Below are 21,022 nucleotides of genomic sequence, written 5' to 3' on the forward strand. Positions count from 1 at the left end.
CCGGCACACCACCCGCCGTCTGCCTGTCGGATATCCACCTTTGCGCTGGGCGCACGCGGAAATCGCCGCTGACTTTGGGGCTGGTACTGACCCGTAAGCAAAGCCCGGTTGTGCCCGTCTTGCCAGCCATGGACGGCTTGCATTGTTCGGGGTAATGCACGGCCATTTCCTTGAGAAACACCGTGTCGCGCCGAGCCGCATCGGCGGTGGAAATCCACAGGCCGGCGGCAAGCACGCTGTTTACCACCCATACTAAATTCCGCTGAATCACGTTCTGCGTTCGATTCGATTTTCCTTTCATACGTCACCTCAGTGTCTAAGCAATGTCCTGATCTGAGCGACACCCCTCAGAAGCCCAAATCGAAGGCGATGGCGTTGTGCGTTAGCATCCGGCGCGTGGGGAGCATATATCAAATGCACATACCATTGGCTCTCAAATCCTCTCGGTTTGAGAGCGTTTGGAGCCTGGTTTGAAAGGCGACAGGGCGTAGTTGGCCTCTGATGGAACCGGGGTCAGGTGATAGGCAGGCGGATGACGAATACCGCGCCTCGCGGGGTATTGTCCCGGATCAGGGCATCGCCGCCGTGCAGGCGGGCGATAGTGCGGACGATGGAGAGACCCAGGCCGCTGCCGGGGCCGGTTTCGCGGCGGTAGAAGCGCTCGAACACGGCTTCCTTCTCCTCATCCGGCACACCGGGACCCTGGTCGGCCACGGTGATTTCCAGCATGGTGCCAACGCATTGCACACCCATGACGGGCGGTCCGCCCATGCTGCTGTGCCGGAGAGCATTGTCGATCAGGTTGTGCAGGGCAATCATCAGCAGTTCGTCGTCCAGGGCCATGAGTGGCAGCTCGGTGAAACCCTGCCGGATGATGGACGGGACATAGCGTTCCGCCACCCGTGCCATGACAGCATTGAGGTCGGTCTCCCGCCGGACCAGGCTGAACCGTAGTTCCCGCAGCCGGTCCTGGGCAATCAGGGTGTTGGCCAGATGCGTCAGGCGCCGGGCTGCCATCCCGATATTTTCAAGGCGTCCCGTGACAGCCGGCGGTATGCTGTCGGTCAATAGCTTCACGGAATCCAGCGAGGCTTGAATCATCGCAGCGGGAGTACGGAATTCATGGGAGGCCAGCGACAGCAACTGGCGCTGCTCGGCTTCGGCCAGGGATACGTCGGCCAGGGCCTCGCGCAACTTGCGGTCGTCTTCCTGCTTGGACAAGAGCAGGAAACCGAAACCGTTGATGGTGACGATGACGTAAGCAAAAACCCAAGGCACCGCATGGAGGACCTTGTAGCCGCCCACCGCGTGGTCATCGATTCCGACCAAATGAAGGATGCGCAGCATGAACAGCAGCCCCAGCAGGCCATTGGTGAATCCCATCATCCGGGCCAGCCGGCCGTGCCGGTCACTCAGCAGCAGAACAGCCGCCATCGCCACGAAATAAATGCCGTTCATCGCGGAAAAATAAATCAAGTCCAGGCGTCGCCCGACCTCGAAAACATGCAGACCCACTTGAGCGGTCATCGCCAGGATGGTTAATGAGATCAGGGGCCGACGCCAGCCTGTGAAGCTCAGCAAGCTGGCATAGGCAGCGAACTCCAGCGCCCAGGCCGGCGGCAACAGGATGTGGGAAAGCGTCATGGACAGCCAGGCCGGTATCACGGGCCGGAGCCAGATCAGCAGGAAAGAGATGCCGGCCATGGTCCGCGCCAGGCGCCAGATTGCCAGAGGCGGATAGGCACTTTGGGCGGAACGGGCATACACTGCGGCCAGGGCCGCGAAGGCCAGGTTGCCCAGCCCTGCCGCCAAGGCTAGAGTAAAGACATCGATCAACATCTGGTGCTCCAAGTGAGTCTGAAACCCATTTCCTACAACGTATCGATCGTCGAAGACGAACGCATATTGCGCGAGGAGCTGGCGTTCCAGCTTGACCATCATGGTTTCCGTGTTGAAGCCTTCGAAAGCGCGGCCCAGCTCTATCGGTATCTGGCTACCCGTCCGAAAACACTGGCCGTGCTGGATATCGGCTTGGATGGCGAGGATGGCCTGTCGATGTGCCGGTACCTGCGCGCGCATGATGTCGGCATGGGCATCGTGTTCGTAACAGCCCGCGCCTTGCGCTCCGAACGTCTGACCGGACTCGATGCCGGCGCGGACGCCTATCTGGCGAAACCCGTGGACGTTGATGAGTTGGTCCTGATCCTGCGCCGCTTGGGACAGCGCCTGAGCGCCGCTGAATCGGCAGATCGACCAACTACTGCGGACCTTGAGCGCGGGCCATGGCGTCTGGACAGCACATCAGGCATGCTGGTCACGCCAAATGACACCTGGATACGACTCTCAATTAAGTGAGTTCCAGCTTCTACGAGCACTTCTCGCACACCAAGGCGAGCCATGCGGGCATGCCGAACTCGCGGCCGCCTTGGGTCTAATGCCGGAGGAATACAACAAGCACCGAACCGAAGTGATGGTTAGCCGTCTGCGGGATCGGGTACATCGGCAAAGCGGCATGACATTGCCGATTCATGCCGAACGAAGCGTGGGTTACCGCCTACTGCCTTTTGTAACCCGGTTCTGCTCGCAAAACGAAGTGAGCTGAACTACCGCTAAGTTCCATAGCGCCTGCCCGCTATTTTCGGCCTATCGTGCCGTCCGGGCTACTTTTCCCCGCCCCCACCGCTGCGGATGAGTTCCTCGGCCGGAATTTCGACATCTAGCAAAACCTGCTCCAAGTCAAGCATGGCATCGGCCATATCATGCTTGAGTATGGCCTCGGCGTGGTGAAGCGCGAGTACCTGAAACCCTTTTTTCTTGATTCGCTCGAACATTCCCTCCCCTTCACGCTTTACCCATGACATGACGGGTCGTCTCAGGCGCGGATTGTACCCCTTACGGACGATGGCAACCGGGAGGAGCCGCCATCAGGGATGCGTATTGCCATCGATCTGAGCGAGAAGCAGCCATCCTCCTTGTCACACGCGCTGGCGCATGGGTGCGCTATCCAACCCGGCACAACACGCCGGACGCCCGCTGACAGGGAGCACGGCGCTAATGCTTCCTCAGCAATTCCTCGGCGTGGCGGTAGACCTGCTGGCGCTGCTGGGGTGGCAGTTTCTTGATCTTGTCGCGATTCTTGTACAGGTATTGGAGCCGTGCCTGCTCGGGCGTGAGCGGAGTTGGCGGCGGCGACGGTGGATGGACCGGGTGCGGCGGCGGGTAATAGCCGTAGGGGTGGTAGCCGTAGTACCCGCCCGGATAGCCATAGCGAGGCGGGTATCCGTAGCCGCCCGGATAGCCATAGCCACCGGGATACCCGTACCCGCCGCCGGGGGAATAGCCGTTGGTGCAGGCCGACATCGACATCATGGTGGCCAGGGCCAGCCGGCCCCATCCCGATCCCGGCCAGCCACGGAGCGGCCATGGTCGGCGGACCCGGCTCACAGAGGCAGGCTGCGCTTGTCGAGGCCGGACATGACGACCGACAGCACCGCCACGCCGACGTAAATCGCGTAGGTCAGATGCGGGTTCACCGGCGAGGCGAGGATGCCCAGCACGTAGACCAGCGGGGCCAGCAGTCGGCGACGCCGGACCTTGCGCAGGAAATCGGGCGCCTTGTCGCCGGCCGAGAGGCCGGCCTGCCGGGTCGCGTAGCCCCAGCAGGCGTTGAGCGACAGGATGATCAGCAACATGTTGAGCCCATAGACGATTTCCGCCACGGCATAGCGGTGGTGCTCGCCCAGCAGCGCGGCCGAAAAGGGCAACAGGCTGATCCAGAACAGGAACAGGATGTTCAGCCAGATGAACCGCAGGTCGGTATGGGCGACGTAGTGGGTCATCACATGCTGGGCCACCCAATAGCGTGCGGCGACGGCAAAGCTGATCGCGTAGCTGATCACCTTGGGCCAGAGCGCCAGCAAGGCGCCATGCAGTTCCCTGGCCGAGACGGCGCTCAGCACGTCGTCCTCGATCAGGTCCAGCACCAGGAGCGTCATGACAATGGCGAACACGCCATCGCTCAGCGACTGGAGTCGGCCCTTGTCGAATTTCAGGGTGGTCGCCGTCATCGCGGACTGCCGGGGTGCCCGCCTACCTGCTGCGCGGGTCCTGCGCGACAACCGGTCCGCCGATATAGCCGTCCCCATAGCCGAAATAGGGTCCATATCCGTAGGGCATGCCATACGGATGGGCGAAACCCCAGCCATCGTAGAAAACGGGCACCCGGGGTTGCGGTGGATCCTGCGGTTCGCCGGGTCCGTTGGCGTTGCGCAGCAGATCGGCATCAGTGTCGGTTTCCGCCCTGGCGCCGGCATCGATGTCCTGGGCGTCCGCGCTGTCGCCGTTGTCGCTCCACCAATCCGCCCACGCCATCGGGACGGCATGGCCCGCTGCCGCGAGCCACAGAATCAAGATCAGTCGTTTCATGCACAAACCCTCATCTGGCCCCGGCGACCCCGCGCCGCCGGGCAGCCCATCCTGACCAGGGCAACGGGTCTGCCGCAAGACCAGCCACGCCCCTCCGCTCAGGATCGCCATTCTACTGGCAAAAAGTCCGGCGCCAGGTTGCCTGGCGGCACATCCAGCCCGTGAGCAACATCATCTTCCTCCAGATAGAATAGAAGCCTTATAAACACTTCTATCCATGAGCATCAAGACGGCCCCTTCCCCGAGGCACAACGCTCCGCCCGTCGCCACCGACATGGCCGAGCCCGGACGACGCGGGATCCGCTCGCTGCTGCTGCCCCTGTCCGTGCTCGCAATCTCCCTGACTGCAACCTATGGCGCCTGGCGCACCGAACAGAAGGCATCCCGCCAGGAACTCCTGCTCAATTTCGATTTGCGGGTGCGGGAAACCGTCGACCGGGTGCAGCATACGCTGTGGGCTTACGAACAGGTGCTGTACGGCACGCGGGGGCTGTTCGCCAGCAGCCAGCACGTCAGCCAGGAGGAATTCGGTACCTATTTCCGGGAGCTGACCATCAACCAGCGCTATCCGGGCATCCAGGGCATCGGCTTTGCGCCGCTCGTGCCGCACGCGCAGCGCAGCCGCCATATCGCCGAGATGCGCCGGCAGGGTTGCCCGGACTATACGGTCCGGCCGGATGGCGAGCGCGAGCGGTATGCCCCCATCGTCTACCTCGAATCCTTCAAGGCGCCGATCAGCTGCGCCCTGGGCTTCGACATGCTCGCCGAAGCGGAACGCCGTGCCGCCATGGAGCGCGCCCGCGACACCGATGCCGCGAGCATCACCGCCCGGATTCGCCTGGTCGAGAATGGCTCCCCCGAAGATCCGGCCGGCTTCGTGCTCTACCTTCCGCTCTATGAGCCCGGCCAACCGCACGACAGCCTGGAAAGCCGCCGTGCCCACATCACCGGCTGGATCTATGCCCGCATTCTCGCCCGGGACCTGATGGTCAATCTGGTCAGCCACCTGGGAACCGACCTTGACATCGCCGTCCACGATGGCGGCAGCGCGACCACCGACAACCTGATCTACGACAGCGGCAACCCTGCCCTGGCGCCAACCACCCTGGAGGACCGCCTGACCATGACCGTCGCCGGCCGCCCCTGGACCCTGGTCCTGCGCAGCCAGCCGACGCTCGAAAGTCGACTGGCCAGGGACTATGCCAATTACATAGCCGTGACCGGCACGCTCCTCAGCCTGCTGCTGTCGCTGCTGACCTGGACGCTGCACAGCGGACGTCTGCGGGCGCTGGCACTGGCCCGGCGGATGACGCGGGAGCTGTCGGAAAGCGAGCGGCGTTTCCGGACGATGGCCGACGCGGCACCGACGCTGATCTGGCTGTCCGGCGAGGACAAGGGCTGCGACTGGTTCAACCAGACCTGGCTGAGCTTCACCGGACGCAGCCTGGCGGAGGAGTCGGGCAACGGCTGGGCGGAGGGTGTGCATCCCGAGGATTACCCGCGCTGTCTCGACATCTACACCTCGCATTTCGACCGCCGCGAACCCTTCGCGATGGAATATCGCCTGCGACGCCACGACGGGGAATACCGCTGGCTACTCGACAACGGCGTCCCGCGGCTGGATGAAAACGGCCGATTCTGCGGCTACATCGGCTCCTGCATCGATATCACACCGCAAAAGCAGGCCGAGGCGGCGACCTTCTCGGACAAGCAGTTCATCCAGGCGACCCTGGATGGCCTGACCGCCCAGATTTGCGTGCTCGACGAGCGCGGCGGGATTGTCCTGGCCAACCAGGCCTGGAAGGATTTCCGTCTGCTACACCAGGGCGGCGCCGCACCGATCGATGAGGGTCCCGGCTATCGGGCTGCCTGCGCGATACTCGCCGATAGCGCGCTGGACACCCCGGATGCGGACGCCATCGGGAACGCCTTGAGGGATATCCTGGCCGGCCGCCAGGATCGCTTCGAAATGGAGTATCGCTGCCGGCTGCCCGGCCAGGCACGCTGGTTCGTGGTCCGCCTGTCGAAAATGCAGCATGGTGGCCAGGTGCGCGTGATCGCCTCGCACCAGGACATCACTCGCCGCAAGGCCATGGAGGAAGCCCTGCGCCAGAGCGAGGAACGCTGGAAATTCGCCCTGGAAGGCGCCGGTGAAGGCGTCTGGGACTGGGACATCGTCGAGGACATCATCTCGTACTCTCCGTCCACGGTGGAAATCCTGGGTTGCGAAGGCGTCGAGATCGGTGACAGCTACGAGGACTGGATCAGGCTCGTACATCCGGACGATGCGGCCACCCTGCGGGACAGGCTACGTGCCTGCCTGGATGGCGAAACCGAGCGCTATGAATGCGAATACCGGGTCTTGTGCGAGAACGGCGCTTGCCGATGGATACAATCGCGCGGCAAGATCATCCAGCGCGACGAGGCCGGCGCGCCGCTGCGAATGGTCGGCACCCGATCCGACATCACCGAGCGCAAGCGGGCCGACGAGCGCGCCTACCTGCTGCTGGCGGCGCTGGAAGTCGTCGACCAGGGGGTGGTGCTGACCGACACGGACGCCCGTATCCAGTGGGCGAACCCGGCCTTCGAGGCTCTGACGGGCTACAGCCCGGCGGAGGCTCTGGGCCGCAAACCGTCCGACCTGGTCAAGTCGGGACTGCAGGACCGGGCCTTCTACCGATCGATGTGGGACACCATCGAGGCCGGCCAGTCCTGGCGTGGCGAAGTGATCAACCGCTGCAAGGACGGCAACCTATACCATGAGGACCTCAGCATCGCGCCGGTGAAGAGTGCCGCAGGCACCATCACCCATTTCATCGGCATCAAGCGCGACGTCACCGAGCGCAAGCGCATGGAGGCGGAATTGCGGCAGCTGGCCACCACGGATTTCCTGACCGGGATCCCCAACCGGCGCCATTTCATCGGCCGGGCGGAGAACGAGATGGCACGCCTGCAACGCTTCGGGCAGCTGCGCGTGTCCCTGCTGATGCTGGATCTGGATTACTTCAAGCGCATCAACGACAGCTTCGGCCATGCCATCGGCGACGCCGTGCTCAAGCACATTACCCAGCTGATCCGTCAGGGTCTGCGCAAGACCGACACGCTCGGCCGCCTGGGCGGGGAGGAATTCGCCGTGCTGCTGGTCGGCGCCGACCTCCGCGCCGCCGGAGCCTACGCCAACCGCCTGCGCCGGCGCATCGCCGAAACGCCGCTGCAATGGGACGGACAGACAATTGCCGTCACCGCCAGCATCGGCGTGACCGAAATGATGCCTCACGACGCCAGCACCGACGCGGCACTGGCGCGTGCCGACGAGGCGCTCTACCGGGCCAAGACAGGTGGCCGCAATCGGGTGGAAGTCAACGAGGCACCCGGGCCGTCGCCGACAGCGCCAGCCGAGTCCCTGTCGGCCTAGCCGGGCGGAACCTGGACGCTGGCAGGGGAAGCCGGCCGGTCAATCGCCCGCTCACCGCGGGGGAACCCTCCAGGCCTTCAACAGCTCGGCAAACCGTGCTGCGGGCACCGGCCTCGAATACAGGAAACCCTGCGCCATGTCGCAGCGCAGCTGCCGCAGCATGGCGGCCGCCGCCTCGGTCTCGACGCCCTCGGCGATCAGCCGCAGACCGAGACCGTGGGCCATGTCGGCAATGGCGCGAACAATGGCGAGATCTTCCGTATCCTCGGGCAAGCGCTGGATGAAGGAACGGTCGATCTTGAGATGGTCGACGTGGAACCGGCGCAGATAGGCGAGACTGGAATAACCGGTGCCGAAATCGTCGATGGACAGGGCCACGCCCAGGGCTTTGAGGGCATGAATGGTCTCGGTCACCTGCTCATCGTCGTTGATCAGCACCGACTCGGTAAATTCCAGCTCGAGCCGCTCGGGCGGAAGTCCGGCCTGTCGCAGGGCCCGCTGCACCGTCTGCTCCAGATTGCCGCGATGAAACTGGACTGCCGAAAGGTTGACGGCCACCATCAGGCCGGGCGAGAGCTCGCGGTTCCAGTCGGCGGCATCGCGGCAGGCCTGCTGCAACACCCATTCGCCCAGCGGCACGATCAGGCCGCTGGCCTCCGCCACCGGGATAAACAGCTGCGGCGAAACCAGCGCCTCTCCCGGGGGCAACCAGCGCAACAGGGCCTCGGCGCCGACGATATGGCCGCCGGACAGGTCGATCTGCGGCTGGTAGTGAAGCTGGAACTCGCCCCGCTCCAGCGCCCCCCGCAGCTTGTTACGAATTGTCAGCTGCTCGATGGCGCCGGCATCCATGCTGTCAGCGAAAAACCGGTAGGTATTGCGCCCGGCTTTCTTGGCCCTGAGCATGGCCGAGTCGACATGCTTGACCAGGGCAATGAAATCCCGGCCATCGCCGGGCAACAGGGCGATACCGAGGGAGGCCGACAGGTCGACCTCGTTCCCGTCAATAGGGTAGATGCCGTTGACACGCTCCAGCAGCGACTCCGCGATGGCGGCCAGACCTTTGCGGTCCACGGCCGACTGGATCAGGAGCATGAATTCGTCGCCATCATGCCGGGCGACGATATCCGGTGGCTTCAGGCTGCTCCTGAGACGCTGGGCCACGGCCTGCAGCACCTGATCGCCGCCGAGATGGCCGAGGAAATCGTTGACCGACTTGAACTCGTCGAGGTTGAGCAGCATCAGGGCCAGCCCCCCCGACTCCCGCTCGGCGATGGCCTTCGCCTTGTCGAAGCACTCGCGGAACAGCACCCGGTTGGGCAGTTCGGTCAGCTGGTCATGGTAGGCCAGGAACTGGATGCGGGCCTCGTCCCGCTTGCGCTCGGTGATGTCGGAACTGATGCCGATGTAGTGGGTGATGTCGCCGGCCTCGTTATGGACGGCGGTGATGCTCAGCCACTCGGGATAGATCTCGCCATTGCGCCGCCGGTTCAGTATCTCGCCCTGCCATTGGCCGGATTCCGCAATGGTGCGCCACATCGCCTGGTAGAAGCCCTTGTCCAGGTGTCCCGAACGCCTCACCCGCGGGGTGCGGCCTATCACCTCGTCCGGCGCGTAACCAGTGATCTCGGTGAAACTGCGATTGACGGACAGGATCCGCTGCCGGGCGTCGGTGATGATAATGGCTTCGGCGCTGTTCTCGAACACCTTGGCCGAGAGCAGCAGCTGCTGCTGGTTTTCCAGCAGGTGCCGGGTGCGTTCCTCGACCCGCTGCTCCAGCTCGCCGACCAGCTGGCTTAGTTGCCGGTTGGCCTCCGCCAGCTTCCCGGCATTGTCGCGATTCTCGAGGATGGTGGCCAGCATGTGACCGATGTTGATGAGGAACGACCGGTAGTGGGCATAGGCGGCCGGATCATCGATGCGCAGCTGTAACTCTCCGAAGCAGACCCGCGGCGTCCGCATGGGGATCGACTCGATCAGCGCCCCGTCCATGGGGGTAGTGCCCGCTGCTCCCTCGCCGGCCTGGTCTGCCATCATCAAACGCATGCCGGCGACACCGGGCACCTCCCGCAGCGACTGTTCGAGAAATTCCGCCATCTCCTTCCGGCTGGGCAGGATATCCAGGCATTGCAGGGCAACCAGCAGGCGGCCCAGCACCTCGCTGCGCGGGTGCTTGCCGCTGTCGCGGTTCATGCGTGGAGATGCCGTCCGGCGAGAAAGACCTCGGGCTCGATGTAGTAGGGATTGCGGACTACCTGGCCGTGCACGATCATCATCGGATGCACGCTGAGGATGCCGTAGAGGGTGGCACCGTCGAACAGGCGGGCGTCGTACTGGCAGATGATGGTACTCGGCACCTCGCGCAGCAAGAGATTGATCCGCGCCTCGTATTCGACCAGATCCTCGGAACCGGGATAGCCCTTGAGGGCCCACGACATTTCCCCGGTCAGGCGGGAGCCCGCATAGCCATCGCGTTGGCTGCGGTGATAGCAGCCGGCCAGGGTATCGATCATCCGCTGGACCTTGAAACAGCCGTCCGGGCAATAGACCTTGCCGGCATCCTCGAACACGTATTGCTGCCCCTCGAGTTCGTCCGGCAGCTCCGCGCCGAGCTCGCGCATCACCTGCTTGAGTTCCTCCGGTGGCAGCGTATCGACGAAATAGCTGACCTGCTCGTGGTCGGCGAGACCGGTCCGGGTGAACTGTGCCAGCACCCGGCGCCGCTCGTCATCGTCATTGAAGATGAAGCACATGTGGGTGTTGGCCGGATACGGCGTCGCGTCGAAACCCAGGTTCACCATCCGTGCAGAGTCGTGCATTGCCTTACCTCAGCTTGTGTTCCTTGCAGGTACCTGAGCCAGCCCGGCATGCCTCATCATCCATGCGCATAAGCGGCTATTCGATAGTTAATCGCCAGAGGCGGCACGCCGTCAAGAGGCGATGGCCCCGCCCCCGCCAGACCCGCTGTCTCACGCACCGCAGCACTTCTTGTATTTCTGGCCGCTGTTGCAAGGACAGGGGGCATTTTTCAATGGCTTGCCCTGATGGGCGATCTTGCCGTGAAAGGGGAACGTCGCATCCAGGTAGAACCAGCGGCCATCGTGGCGGGTGAAGCGGCTGACCTCGTGAAACAGATAGGTATCCTCGCCCAGTTCGTAACGGGCCTTGAATTCCACCACGCCGCGCTCGTCCTGTTCGCCGCCACCGAGGGTAGCCACGATCTCGAGGCTCGACCAGACACGCTGATCCCGGTCGAAATTCAGCTGCCTGGGCCGCTTGACCGGATCCCAGGTCTGCCGGACATAGTCCGCGTCGCGCCGCTGGAAGGCGCAGAAACGCGAGCGCATCAGTGTCTCCGCGGTCGGCGGGATGGCCTCGCCGGCCAGATAGGGACCGCAGCACTGGTCGAAGGGCCGGCCGGGGTAACAGGGGCAGGAATTCGGTGACGCCATGGGGCAATCGATCGTCGGTGCAGAAAAAGGGCGCATGGTATCACCCTCTGCCGGCAACACCGGACCTGACCCGGGCGCGCGCGCCACCCGATCTGCCCGCCGAACACCGCGCCGATAGCCGATCGAGCCCGGGTCGCCAGGTTCAGTACCGGCGGGTCCCCGCGGGCTCCAGATAGCCGCCGAGGGTGATCGCCAGTTCTTCCGTCAGCGGGCTGACCGGGCCGCAGGCAATCAGCACCAGCCGACCGTGGCCATCGGTGGCCACTCGGGGTGGCAGCGTCACAGGCGGGTACAGCCGGCCGGCCGCGCCATGCACCGCCACCGGTTCGAGCCGGTCGGGCAGATGGGCCACCCCCTTTACCCGTACCAGATCGGGATGGCGGGCCAGCAGGCTTTCCAGGGCCTCCTGCAAGCGCGGCCAGGGAACGGCCCGGAGGTACAGAGATACGCTGCGAAAGCCATGGTCGGACGGTTCGATGCCACTCGGCACCCGGCGGTAGGCGATCGCCCGCGGCAGGACGGCGGGGTCAAGGTCACCCTGTACCGCATGCAACCTTGCGGCCGCCGGAGCCAGCTCGGCCAGCCGGGCATCCACGCGGGCGATCGTCGCGGCATCGGCCAAATCGGTCTGGGTCAGCACCACGGTATCGGCCCAGGCCACCTGGGCCTGGGCTTCCGAAAAGCGGGCGAACTGTTGCTCCGCCGAGGGCGCCGCCACCGTGGCAACGACGCCATCGAGCCGGCAGCGGGCGGCCAGCCAGCGTTCCCGCAGCAGGGTGTCCAAGACCGGCTCGGGGCTGGCGATACCGCTGGTTTCGATGATGACGCGGGCAAATTCCGGCGCACCGGGCTTACCCCAGATCAGGCGTATGTTCTTCAGCACTGGCGCCAACGCCCCTCGCACCTGACAACACAGGCAACCGCCGGAAAGCGTCATCAGGGGCAGCCCTTCCTGCTCGATCAGTTGCTGGTCCACCGGCGCCGCGCCAAACTCGTTGATCAGCACAGCCGCGCGCGGCCCCTGCCGTAGCAGCCGGTTGAGCAAGGTGGTCTTGCCGCTGCCGAGAAAACCCGTGAGCACCAGGACGGGTAGGCGCTCGGGATTCTTCAGGTTACCCGAGGATGAAATCACGTCATGGCTCATGTCCAGCCCCGCTGGGTGGGTCGAGGCATCGCTTCCGGGCGATTGCCTCGCATGGTGTTACAGAAGCAATTGGATTGACCGGCATGACGAGCGAGCGGGTCGGGTTTGCTCGACCATTCGTAACAGGGCGCCACCATCGCCGCCGAGGCACGGTTCCTTGAGGCGCTGAATATGCCCCGATGTTTCCTCCCCCCTTGTGCCAGAAGCAGCACAAGGATCGTGAGCCGTCGTCAGACACGCCCGCTGGTCAGGGTTTCGGTCAAGACGGCCCGCGCCATCCCGGTGCCGCATTGATGAATGACGGCAGACTGCCGACACCTCCGAAGATTAGTGCTCTCACTAAATGTCGAGTGCTCAACAGAAGACGGGAGACAGAGGTGCACGCTGGCGCCGGCGTGACAGCCACACCGGCGGCCAGGGCGTATCGGCCGGCTTCGGCGGAAGCGGCGGGCCCATCCTCAGCTGTCGGCGATCGGCCAGGCTGGGAAGGCATCCGGATAGCGCCGCCAGGCGTCGGGGCCCGCGGCCAGTTCCACGTCGGTCAGGAGGTAATCATCCAGTTCGGCACGGAGCCGGGCCTCGTCCACGTTCTGACCGATGAACACCAGTTCCTGCCGCCGGTCGCCATAGGGTTCGGCCCAGTCTTGCAGGACCTCGGCGCGGATCGCGGCATCCTCCGGCCAGTGCTCGCGGGGCACCGCCGCCAGCCAGCGGCCGGCCGCTGCGTGGTGCATGATGCCGCCGGCCTGCGACCAGGTACCGGCGTGGTCATGCCGCGAGGCCAGCCAGAAGAAGCCCTTGGAACGCAGCAGGGCGCCGTTGTCCCACTCACCCTCGTACAGGAAGCGGTGGAACCGCTCGGGATGGAAAGGACGCCGCGCCCGGTAGGCAAAACTGGCGATGCCGTATTCCTCGGTCTCCGGAGTATGCTCGCCGCGAAACACCTTGAGCCAGCCGGGAGCGTGTTCAGCCTGGGCGAAATCGAAGCGACTGGTGTTCAGTACCCGCTCCAGCGGCACCTGGCCCATCACCATGGGCAGGATGTCGGTGTCGGGGTTCAGCTGGTGGAGGATGGCGACAAGATTGCACAGTTCCTCGCCGCTAACCAGGTCCGCCTTGCTGATCAGGATGACGTTGGCGAATTCCACCTGATCGACCAGCAGGTCGGCGATGTTGCGCTCGTCGTTCTCATTCACGCTCTGCCCGGCATCCCGCATATCTTGCGCCCCCAGGTAATCCCTCAGGAAGTTGACCGCATCCACCACCGTGACCAGGGTATCCAGCCGCGCCAGGTCGAGGAGACTCACGCCGTCTTCATCGCGGAAGGTGAAGGTCTCGGCGATCGGCAGGCGTGATTCGGCAGGCAGGGGCTGGAGTGGGGGCATGGCGCTGCTCAATAGCTGATCTGGAAGCCGAGCTGCACGCCGCGACCCGGTTCGGGGGCGAAGTTCTTGAGATAGGAAGTCGAGTTGCGGATATCCTGATCCAGAAGGTTGTTGCCCTTCAGGTAGAACAGCAGCTGGCTGTCGGCAAAGGACTTGGCCTCGTAGGTCACGCCAACGTTCATCAGTACCCAGCCCGGGGTATCGGTCTCGTTCTCGCCCGGGTATTCCTGTGGCTCGCCGCGGGTCACGCGGAAGTAGGTCGACCACTTGTCGCGGGCGTAATCCAGCTGGGCACCGAAACGCAGCGGCGGCATGCGCGGGACATTGCCGTTGCCGGCGTTGACCAGCTGGCCACGCGTGTAGTCGCCGAACAGGGTCAGGTCGAGCAGGCCGTAGCCGTTCTCCATCAGCGGGAACATGACGTTGGCCTCGAACCCCTTGAATACAGCGTTGGCCTGCTCGATCTGCAGGATCGGCAGTTCGCCGCCATGATCATGCCCGGCATCGCCCTCCCCCGGACCATGGACGCCCGCCTCGTGCCCGTAGACCTCGCCGGTGTACTGGGCGTAGATGTAATCGTTGACCCAGTTGTTGAACAGGTTGAGTTCCGCATTCATCCAGTCCTGCTTGAAGGTGTAGCCCAGCTCCAGGTTGAAGGAGGTCTCCATGCCAAGATCGGGATTGCCGATCTCGAAGGCGCGGGTGGCGTGGTGCACGCCGTTGACATAGAGCTCCTGCGCCTGCGGTCCACGCTGGGACTCGGTGAAGGCCAGGCTCAGGTTATTGGCGGAATCGACCTTCCACAGCCCCGACACGGACCCGCTGACCGGCAGGAAGCTGCGCGCCACATAGCCGCTGGACGCTTCGGGCGTGACGCTCTGCGGTTCGATGCGGAAACCGAAATCGTAGGTCAGCGGGTCGGTTTCCAGGGTTTCCACGGCGAACACGCCATAGTTGGCGATCTCGGTCCTGGGAAGCGTCGCCTCCTCGCCGATCGCCTGGGTCACGCCATTGACGGACTGAAAGCCCCACTGGCCCTTGAAGGGACCCAATGGCTTGTGATTAAGCTCGACGCGGCCCTCGTAGGAATCACTGGTCCAGGTGGTGCCGACCTCGCCGCCTTCGTATTCGATGTGCTTGTAATCGGTGTAGCCGAACTTGACCTTGAGCTTGTCGGCAAATTCGAACGGCTTGTCGATGCCGCCACGAAAATCGTACTTGGTCTGCCAGAGATTGATGCGGATGTTGGGCTCATCCGGCACGCCCACGGGCGGGATGCCGTAATTGTTCTCCAGATAGTTGATGGCGACGCCGGCATAACCGGGATCGCCGACCCAGGAAGCGCCGACGGTGCCGCCCTTGGCGCGGGCGTTGGTGTTGGCCACGTAACCCTCGCTGTTCTGCAGGTAAGGCTCCTCCGCCAAGGCGGGATCGTAGGCGCGGGCCGCGTTCTCGTCGATCGCCTGGCCACCGATGATCTCGTTGCCGCTGTTGCGGTAGAAGCCGTCCAGGTGATAGGCGAATTCGGTTTCGCCGCCTTCGAGCTTCAGCGAACTGGAGGTTTCGTCCAGTGCCGAGTTGTAGATCTGGTTGAAGGCCCCCCCCAGGGGCTTCTCGGCTTTCTTGTCCGGCACCCGGTTGTCGATGACATTGACGACGCCGCCGATGGCCCCGCTGCCATAGAGCAAGGTCGAGGGGCCGCGCAGGATCTCGATGCGCTCCGCCTGCGAGGGCTCGATACTGTTGGCATGGTCGGGGCTGATGTTGGAGACGTCGTTGTTGCCAATGCCGTTTTCCATGATCCGCACGCGCGGCCCCGTCAGGCCGCGGATCACTGGCTGGCCGACGCCCGGACCGAAGGACTGGTTGTTGATGCCGGGCTGCTGGCTCAGGGTCGCACCAATGGTCGGCCCCATCTGCTGGCGGAGTTCGGCATCCTGGACCACCGTCACCGGCCGCGCCAGGCTGCCGATGGTGCGCTCCAGCGGCTCGCTTTCGACGACCACCTCCTCAAGCTGGTGGACCTCGCCGGTTCCACTCGCGGGCTTGTCGGCAGCGTCGCCGTCGGTAGCCTCGCCGGAGGTGGACTCGGTCGATTCCGGCAGCGCATCGGTGCTCACCGGTGCGGCCACGTCCGCGCCGGCCAGGGTGGAAACACTCAACAGACAGAGGCAAGGGATGAGTTTGCGCATGCGTGGACAGGAGGATGGGAGGCATCGCTTAGTGATGTTACAGTATCACATAAAGAACCCGCTCCCTTCCAGCCCCTCGCGCGTGGGCCGGGGCCGCGCCGCCTGCGAACGGGGAAAACCCGCCTTTATGCTAGGATAGCCGCATGAAAGACCTGAGGTTCATGGCATGTTGCTGAGATTTTTCCTGGCATTCTGGCTGCTCGCCCTGATGCCGCTGGCGGCGCGATCGGACGACGCGACAGAGGCCAAGAAGACCGTCGACCGGCTGAACGGCGCCCTCGTCGAGGCCATGAAGGGCGGCACCAAGATGGGGTACAACGGCCGCTACAAGAAGCTGGAACCGGTCATCCGGGAAACCTTCGAGTTCGAGGCGGTTTCCCAGATTGCCCTGGGAGCGCACTGGAAAAAGCTCCAGGACGACCAGAAGCTGGCTTTCATGAACAAGCTGCGGGATCTGAGCATCGCCACCTACGCAGCGCAGTTCAAGGAATACGGCGGTGAATCGTTCCAGTTCGACTCCAGCCAGGACATCAAGAACGGCCGGCTGCTGCTGCGCTACAACTTGGTTGCGCCAAACGAAAAACCGATCAAGTTCGAATACTTCGTCGGCCAGTTCAACGGCCAGTGGCACATCATCAACATCGTGGTGGACGGCATCAGCGATCTCGCGCTGAAGAAGGCGCAGTACACCAGCGTCATCGACCGCGAAGGTTTCAACGCCCTGCTCAACAAGCTGGGGCAGAAAATTTCCGATTACGCCAAAAACAATGCCTGACACAGCCGTGCCCAGCCCATGAAAAAAGCGCCGTCAGGGCGCTTTTTTCATGGGCGTCGATGGCTACCGGTCACGCCTTGGGCTGCACGGTGAAATTCACGGACACGGCGGCTGTGCAGCGTGCAATTCTCGGGCAATGACGCTCTCCAGGCGGAATTCACACGGCTAAAGCAACATCCATCCGGCAGCTCTCTTAGCGTTGCCTGTGAGGAGCCTAAATTGGCCACATATAAAAACCATCTTGAACCTGCGGCGCCAAGGAAGCGCTGAACACATCCGCAGGCAATGCAATTGCATTGACCAAAGCAAGGCGATTGCATTGCCCCGCAAGGCGTTCATTCTGTTGACTGGAAAACACCATGCCCGCCACCCTCGAAGTCGAATCCACATTGACCGACCGCTACCAGACGACGGTGCCGGAAACCGTGCGTCGCGCCCTTCGGCTCGGCAAACGCAACAAAATCCACTACACCATCCGCCCCAACGGCGAGGTGGTACTGACTCGCGTCGAACCTTCCGAGGGCGACGACCCGGTGCTTGGACGGTTCCTGGGCTTCCTCGCCCGCGATATCGCCAGCCACCCCGAACGCTTGCAGGCCATGGATGCTGACTTTGTCCAACGGCTCCAGTCGCTGGTCGGCGGCGTCGAAGCCGATCTCGATGCCACCCTCTCGGCAGATGATGAATGAGCCCGGGCAAGCCCCCACCCCTCTGGTCATTCGCGGCTGGACGGTCTTCGCTCACCCGTTGTTCCTCGCGCAGATCGGGGCGCTGGCACGGCAGGTCGAGATATCAAGGCAAAAGGATCCGGTCGGGTACGTGAGGAAAAACGCCAGCAAGCAGCTGGCGGCCATCACGAAGCTGGCCTTCGATATCATCCCGCAAGATCCGACCCGACCGGAGTACCGCCAAGGCGGCACCCTTGGTAACGATCACAAGCACTGGTTCCGGGCGAAGTTTCTCCAACAGCACCGGCTTTTTTTCGCTACCACGGGCCAGGCAAGGTGATCGTGTTCGCTTGGGTCAACGACGAGGACACCAAGTGCGCCTATGAGAACAACAACGACGCCTACCGAGTGTTCCGCCGGATGACTGGAACCAGTTGCTGGCCGAGGCCCGGCCTGAGGGACAACGGCTGCGATGGTTCGCTGCGGCCATCAATCCACAAGACTTGCTCCACCTCACATAAGGCGATGCCTCGGCCCTTGCTCAGGCAGAGCGCCAACGCGCAGGCCATCAGGCGAGCGACGGGCGCCGCTTTGACACTGGGCGGGCATTCGGTCCGACACCCAAGCGCCTCATGCGCCGTGCGCTTCCCGACAGGCGTTCAGTCTCGCAGACAAAACCGCTCGATCAGCCGGGTGCACAGGTCGATTGCCGGCGGGATGTGCGCCAGGGGCAGATACTCGTCCGGTTGATGTGCCTGCTCGATGTAACCCGGACCCATGACGATGGTGTCCAGCCCCAACTCACCGAGGAAGGGCGCCTCGGTGCCGAAAGCGACCGCGCCGGCGGGGTGACTGCTGAGGGCCTCGCAGGTACGGGTCAATTCGGCATCGGCCGGATTCTCGAAGGGCGGGACACCGGCGAACAGCGGCCGGACCTCCAGGCGCAGCCCCGGGAAGGCAGCCAGAGTGGCGGCGAGGCGGGTTTCGAGGGTCTCGCGCAGCGCCGGCAGTGACATGCCCGGCAGGGGCCGGATGTCGATCAGCAGCTCGCAGGCACCGCAGATGCGGTTGGGATTGTCGCCCCCGTGAATGGCGCCCAGGTTGAGGGTGGGATGATCGACCGCGAAGGCGGGGTTGCGATGCCGCTCGCGCAATTCCCGCTGCCAGGCCAGCAGCTCGCCCATGACGGCATGCATGCCGACCAGGGCGTTGGCCCCCAGCGACGGGTCGCTGGAATGGCCGGCGCGACCCAGCACCCGGATCGACTCCATCATCACGCCCTTGTGCAGGCGGATGGGCTTCAGGCCGGTCGGCTCGCCGATGACGGCCTGGCGGCCCAGGCGCCGGTTCCGGGCCAGCAACTGGCGGGCGCCGGACATCGAGCTCTCCTCGTCTGCCGTACCCAGCAGCACCAGCGGACGTTGCAGATCCCGTGCCTCGAATGCGGACGCAGCCCACAGCGCCAGGGCCAGGAACGACTTCATGTCCGCGGTGCCGAGGCCATAAATCCGCCCATCGCGCTCGGTGGCCGTGAACGGGTCGCTGGCCCACAGCTCCGGGTTGCAGGGCACGGTGTCGGTGTGGCCGGACAACACCAATCCGCCGGGGATATCGGCGGATGACGAAGCGCCCAGCGTTGCGATCAGATTGGCCTTGCCCGGGCTGACCGGATCGATCTCCACCCGGAAGCCCAGGCCTTCGGCCCATTCCGCCAGCCGGTGGATGACGCCCAGATTGCCCTGGTCGTGGCGCGGGTCGGCGCTGCTGACCGAGGGTTCGCCGATCAGCGCGGCGATCATCCCGGGGATGGGCGGCAGGCACCGGGCCATGGCCGGATGCCTCAGAAATCGCCGAGGTGCTTGTCGGTCACCGCGCCCTCCGAGGCCGAGGCCGCCAGCCTGGCGAACTTGGCCAGCACGCCGCGGGTGTAGCGCGGCGCCGGGCGCTGCCAGGCGGCGAGGCGCCGGGCGATTTCCGCCTCGTCGACATGCAGGGTGATGGCGGCCTGCTCGGCGTCGATGGTGATGCCGTCGCCATCCTGGACGATCGCCAGCGGTCCGCCGGTGTAGGCTTCCGGCGTAATGTGGCCGACCACGAAGCCGTGCGTGCCACCGGAGAAACGCCCGTCGGTGATGAGGGCGACATCCTTGGCCAGGCCCTTGCCCATGACGGCGGACGTCGGCGACAGCATCTCGCGCATGCCGGGGCCACCCTTGGGGCCTTCGTAGCGGATGACGATGACATCGCCCTTCACCACCGTACCGTCGAGAATGGCCTTCAGCGCCAGCTCCTCGCAGTCGAACACCCGCGCCTGACCGGTGAAGCTCAGGCCTTCCTTGCCGGTGATCTTGGCCACGGCGCCCTGCGGCGCCAGGTTGCCGTAGAGGATGACCAGATGGCTGTCCTTCTTGATCGGCCTGTCCAGCGGCCGGATCATGTCCTGCCCCTCGGGGTAGGCGGGTGCATCGGCCAGGTTCTCGGCCAGGGTCTTGCCGGTCACGGTCAGGCAGTCGCCGTGCAGCAGGCCCGCGTCCAGCAGGGTCTTCATCAAGGGCTGGATGCCGCCGATCTCGACCAGCTCGGCCATGGCGTACTGGCCGCTGGGCTTGAGGTCGGCCAGCATCGGCACGCGCTGGCCGATGCGGGTGAAATCATCCAGCGACAGATCCACACCGCAGGCATCGGCCATGGCCAGCAGATGCAGCACTGCGTTGGTGGAGCCGCCGAGGGCAATGACCACCGTGATGGCGTTCTCGAATGCCTTGCGGGTCATGATATCCAGGGGGCGGATACCCAATTCCAGAAGCTTCACCACCTGCGCGCCGGCACGCTCGCAGTCGCGCTGCTTGTCAGTGGAGATGGCCGCCTGCGCCGAACTGCCCGGCAGGCTCATGCCCAAGGCCTCGATGGCCGAAGCCATGGTGTTGGCGGTGTACATGCCGCCGCAGGAGCCCGGGCCCGGAATGGCCTTGGCCTCGATGGCCTTGAGTTCGGCGTCGTCGATGCGATCGTTGGCGCGGGCGCCCACGGCCTCGAACACCGAGACGATATCCAGCTTCTTCTCGCCGTGGCAGCCGGTCAGGATGGTGCCACCGTAGACGAAGATCGCCGGGCGGTTGAGGCGGGCGATGCCGATCATGCAGCCGGGCATGTTCTTGTCGCAGCCGCCGATGGCGACCAGGCCGTCGAAGCCCTGGCAACCGACCACCGTCTCGATGGAATCGGCGATCACCTCGCGCGACACCAGCGAGTATTTCATGCCCTCGGTGCCCATCGAAATGCCGTCGGAAATCGTGATGGTGCCGAATACCACTGCCTTGCCACCGTTCCCGTCCACCCCGCGCGCGGCGTCGTCGGCCAGCTTGTTGATGTGCATGTTGCAGGGCGTCACCATGTTCCAGGTGGAGGCGATGCCGATCTGGGGCTTCTGGAAATCGGCGTCGGTGAAGCCCACGGCGTGCAGCATGGCGCGGCTGGGCGCGCGCTCCATGCCGTCGACGACCTGGGAGGAGAAGTGGCGGGTCTTGTCTTCGTGATTGCTCATAGGGCCAGGGCCATCCGGGTGG

The 21,022-nt window shown here is 64.3% G+C and carries 19 protein-coding genes and 1 pseudogene; 6 read left to right on the forward strand and 14 right to left on the reverse strand.

Annotated elements, in window-relative coordinates; genetic code table 11:
• Both ACYQ1H_RS05075 and ACYQ1H_RS05080 read right to left on the reverse strand, forming a co-directional pair.
• Positions 1-301, reverse strand: a 301-nt coding sequence (locus ACYQ1H_RS05075; protein WP_460026954.1) for a hypothetical protein, incomplete at its 3' end; no start/stop codon positions are given.
• Between the two features lie 212 nt (positions 302-513).
• Positions 514-1,839 (reverse strand): sensor histidine kinase, encoded by a 1,326-nt coding sequence (locus ACYQ1H_RS05080; RefSeq protein ID WP_460026955.1) that lies wholly within the window; start codon positions 1,837-1,839, stop codon positions 514-516.
• Between the two features lie 12 nt (positions 1,840-1,851).
• Between ACYQ1H_RS05080 and ACYQ1H_RS05085 the strand changes: the two genes are divergently transcribed.
• Positions 1,852-2,355, forward strand: coding sequence for a response regulator transcription factor (locus ACYQ1H_RS05085; RefSeq protein ID WP_460026956.1), 504 nt, complete (start codon positions 1,852-1,854; stop codon positions 2,353-2,355).
• Complete coding sequence (locus tag ACYQ1H_RS05090) at positions 2,324-2,602, forward strand: helix-turn-helix domain-containing protein (protein ID WP_460026957.1); 279 nt, start codon at positions 2,324-2,326, stop codon at positions 2,600-2,602. Before ACYQ1H_RS05085 ends, ACYQ1H_RS05090 begins: the two co-directional genes overlap by 32 nt.
• A gap of 58 nt (positions 2,603-2,660) precedes the next feature.
• On the opposite strand, the gene ACYQ1H_RS05095 is transcribed toward ACYQ1H_RS05090, so the two are convergent.
• From ACYQ1H_RS05095 to ACYQ1H_RS05110, 4 genes are all read right to left on the reverse strand, one after another.
• Positions 2,661-2,861 carry a BglII/BstYI family type II restriction endonuclease gene (locus ACYQ1H_RS05095; protein ID WP_460026958.1) on the reverse strand — a complete coding sequence of 67 codons (201 nt, stop codon included), beginning with the start codon at positions 2,859-2,861 and terminating at the stop codon, positions 2,661-2,663.
• A 190-nt stretch (positions 2,862-3,051) separates the two neighbouring features.
• Positions 3,052-3,360 carry a hypothetical protein gene (locus tag ACYQ1H_RS05100; protein ID WP_460026959.1) on the reverse strand — a complete coding sequence of 103 codons (309 nt, stop codon included), beginning with the start codon at positions 3,358-3,360 and terminating at the stop codon, positions 3,052-3,054.
• 80 nt (positions 3,361-3,440) lie between these two features.
• On the reverse strand, positions 3,441-4,067 hold the full coding sequence (locus ACYQ1H_RS05105; RefSeq protein ID WP_460026960.1) for a TMEM175 family protein: 627 nt from the start codon (positions 4,065-4,067) through the stop codon (positions 3,441-3,443).
• 22 nt (positions 4,068-4,089) lie between these two features.
• Positions 4,090-4,425, reverse strand: coding sequence for a hypothetical protein (locus ACYQ1H_RS05110; protein ID WP_460026961.1), 336 nt, complete (start codon positions 4,423-4,425; stop codon positions 4,090-4,092).
• Between the two features lie 217 nt (positions 4,426-4,642).
• Here ACYQ1H_RS05110 and ACYQ1H_RS05115 point away from each other — a divergent pair, with 217 nt between their 5' ends.
• Positions 4,643-7,840 (forward strand): PAS domain S-box protein, encoded by a 3,198-nt coding sequence (locus tag ACYQ1H_RS05115; protein ID WP_460026962.1) that lies wholly within the window; start codon positions 4,643-4,645, stop codon positions 7,838-7,840.
• Between the two features lie 51 nt (positions 7,841-7,891).
• Here ACYQ1H_RS05115 and ACYQ1H_RS05120 read toward each other — a convergent pair whose 3' ends face one another.
• From ACYQ1H_RS05120 to ACYQ1H_RS05145, 6 genes are all read right to left on the reverse strand, one after another.
• Positions 7,892-10,033 carry a putative bifunctional diguanylate cyclase/phosphodiesterase gene (locus ACYQ1H_RS05120; RefSeq protein ID WP_460026963.1) on the reverse strand — a complete coding sequence of 714 codons (2,142 nt, stop codon included), beginning with the start codon at positions 10,031-10,033 and terminating at the stop codon, positions 7,892-7,894.
• The gene (locus ACYQ1H_RS05125; RefSeq protein WP_460026964.1) at positions 10,030-10,659 is read right to left on the reverse strand and encodes an MEDS domain-containing protein; all 630 of its coding nucleotides are present in this window, start codon (positions 10,657-10,659) and stop codon (positions 10,030-10,032) included. Before ACYQ1H_RS05125 ends, ACYQ1H_RS05120 begins: the two co-directional genes overlap by 4 nt.
• A 150-nt stretch (positions 10,660-10,809) precedes the next feature.
• Complete coding sequence (locus tag ACYQ1H_RS05130) at positions 10,810-11,292, reverse strand: YchJ family protein (RefSeq protein ID WP_460026965.1); 483 nt, start codon at positions 11,290-11,292, stop codon at positions 10,810-10,812.
• A 142-nt stretch (positions 11,293-11,434) separates the two neighbouring features.
• Positions 11,435-12,436, reverse strand: coding sequence for a CobW family GTP-binding protein (locus tag ACYQ1H_RS05135; RefSeq protein ID WP_460026966.1), 1,002 nt, complete (start codon positions 12,434-12,436; stop codon positions 11,435-11,437).
• 458 nt (positions 12,437-12,894) lie between these two features.
• Positions 12,895-13,821 carry a GTP-binding protein gene (locus tag ACYQ1H_RS05140; RefSeq protein ID WP_460026967.1) on the reverse strand — a complete coding sequence of 309 codons (927 nt, stop codon included), beginning with the start codon at positions 13,819-13,821 and terminating at the stop codon, positions 12,895-12,897.
• Between the two features lie 8 nt (positions 13,822-13,829).
• Positions 13,830-16,013, reverse strand: a complete 2,184-nt coding sequence (locus tag ACYQ1H_RS05145; RefSeq protein WP_460026968.1) for a TonB-dependent receptor — start codon at positions 16,011-16,013, stop codon at positions 13,830-13,832.
• A 166-nt stretch (positions 16,014-16,179) separates the two neighbouring features.
• On the opposite strand from ACYQ1H_RS05145, the gene ACYQ1H_RS05150 reads away from it, so the two are divergent.
• From ACYQ1H_RS05150 to ACYQ1H_RS05160, 3 genes and pseudogenes are all read left to right on the forward strand, one after another.
• A complete protein-coding gene (locus ACYQ1H_RS05150; RefSeq protein ID WP_460026969.1) occupies positions 16,180-16,788 on the forward strand; it encodes an ABC transporter substrate-binding protein in 609 nt (202 codons plus the stop codon).
• A 359-nt stretch (positions 16,789-17,147) separates the two neighbouring features.
• Positions 17,148-17,477, forward strand: coding sequence for a type II toxin-antitoxin system PrlF family antitoxin (locus tag ACYQ1H_RS05155; RefSeq protein ID WP_460026970.1), 330 nt, complete (start codon positions 17,148-17,150; stop codon positions 17,475-17,477).
• Positions 17,470-18,206, forward strand: a pseudogene (locus tag ACYQ1H_RS05160) (type II toxin-antitoxin system YhaV family toxin). The gene ACYQ1H_RS05155 and the pseudogene ACYQ1H_RS05160 overlap by 8 nt, the downstream one beginning before the upstream one ends.
• On the opposite strand, the gene argE reads toward ACYQ1H_RS05160, so the two are convergent.
• Together argE and ilvD are read right to left on the reverse strand one after the other, a co-directional pair.
• Positions 18,116-19,285, reverse strand: coding sequence for an acetylornithine deacetylase (gene argE / locus ACYQ1H_RS05165; protein ID WP_460026971.1), 1,170 nt, complete (start codon positions 19,283-19,285; stop codon positions 18,116-18,118). The pseudogene ACYQ1H_RS05160 and the gene argE sit on opposite strands and share 91 nt — an antisense overlap.
• Before the next feature lie 11 nt (positions 19,286-19,296).
• Positions 19,297-21,000, reverse strand: coding sequence for a dihydroxy-acid dehydratase (gene ilvD / locus ACYQ1H_RS05170; protein WP_460026972.1), 1,704 nt, complete (start codon positions 20,998-21,000; stop codon positions 19,297-19,299).
• Positions 21,001-21,022: the final 22 nt, after the last annotated feature.

The organism is Methyloparacoccus murrellii (assembly GCF_054657115.1).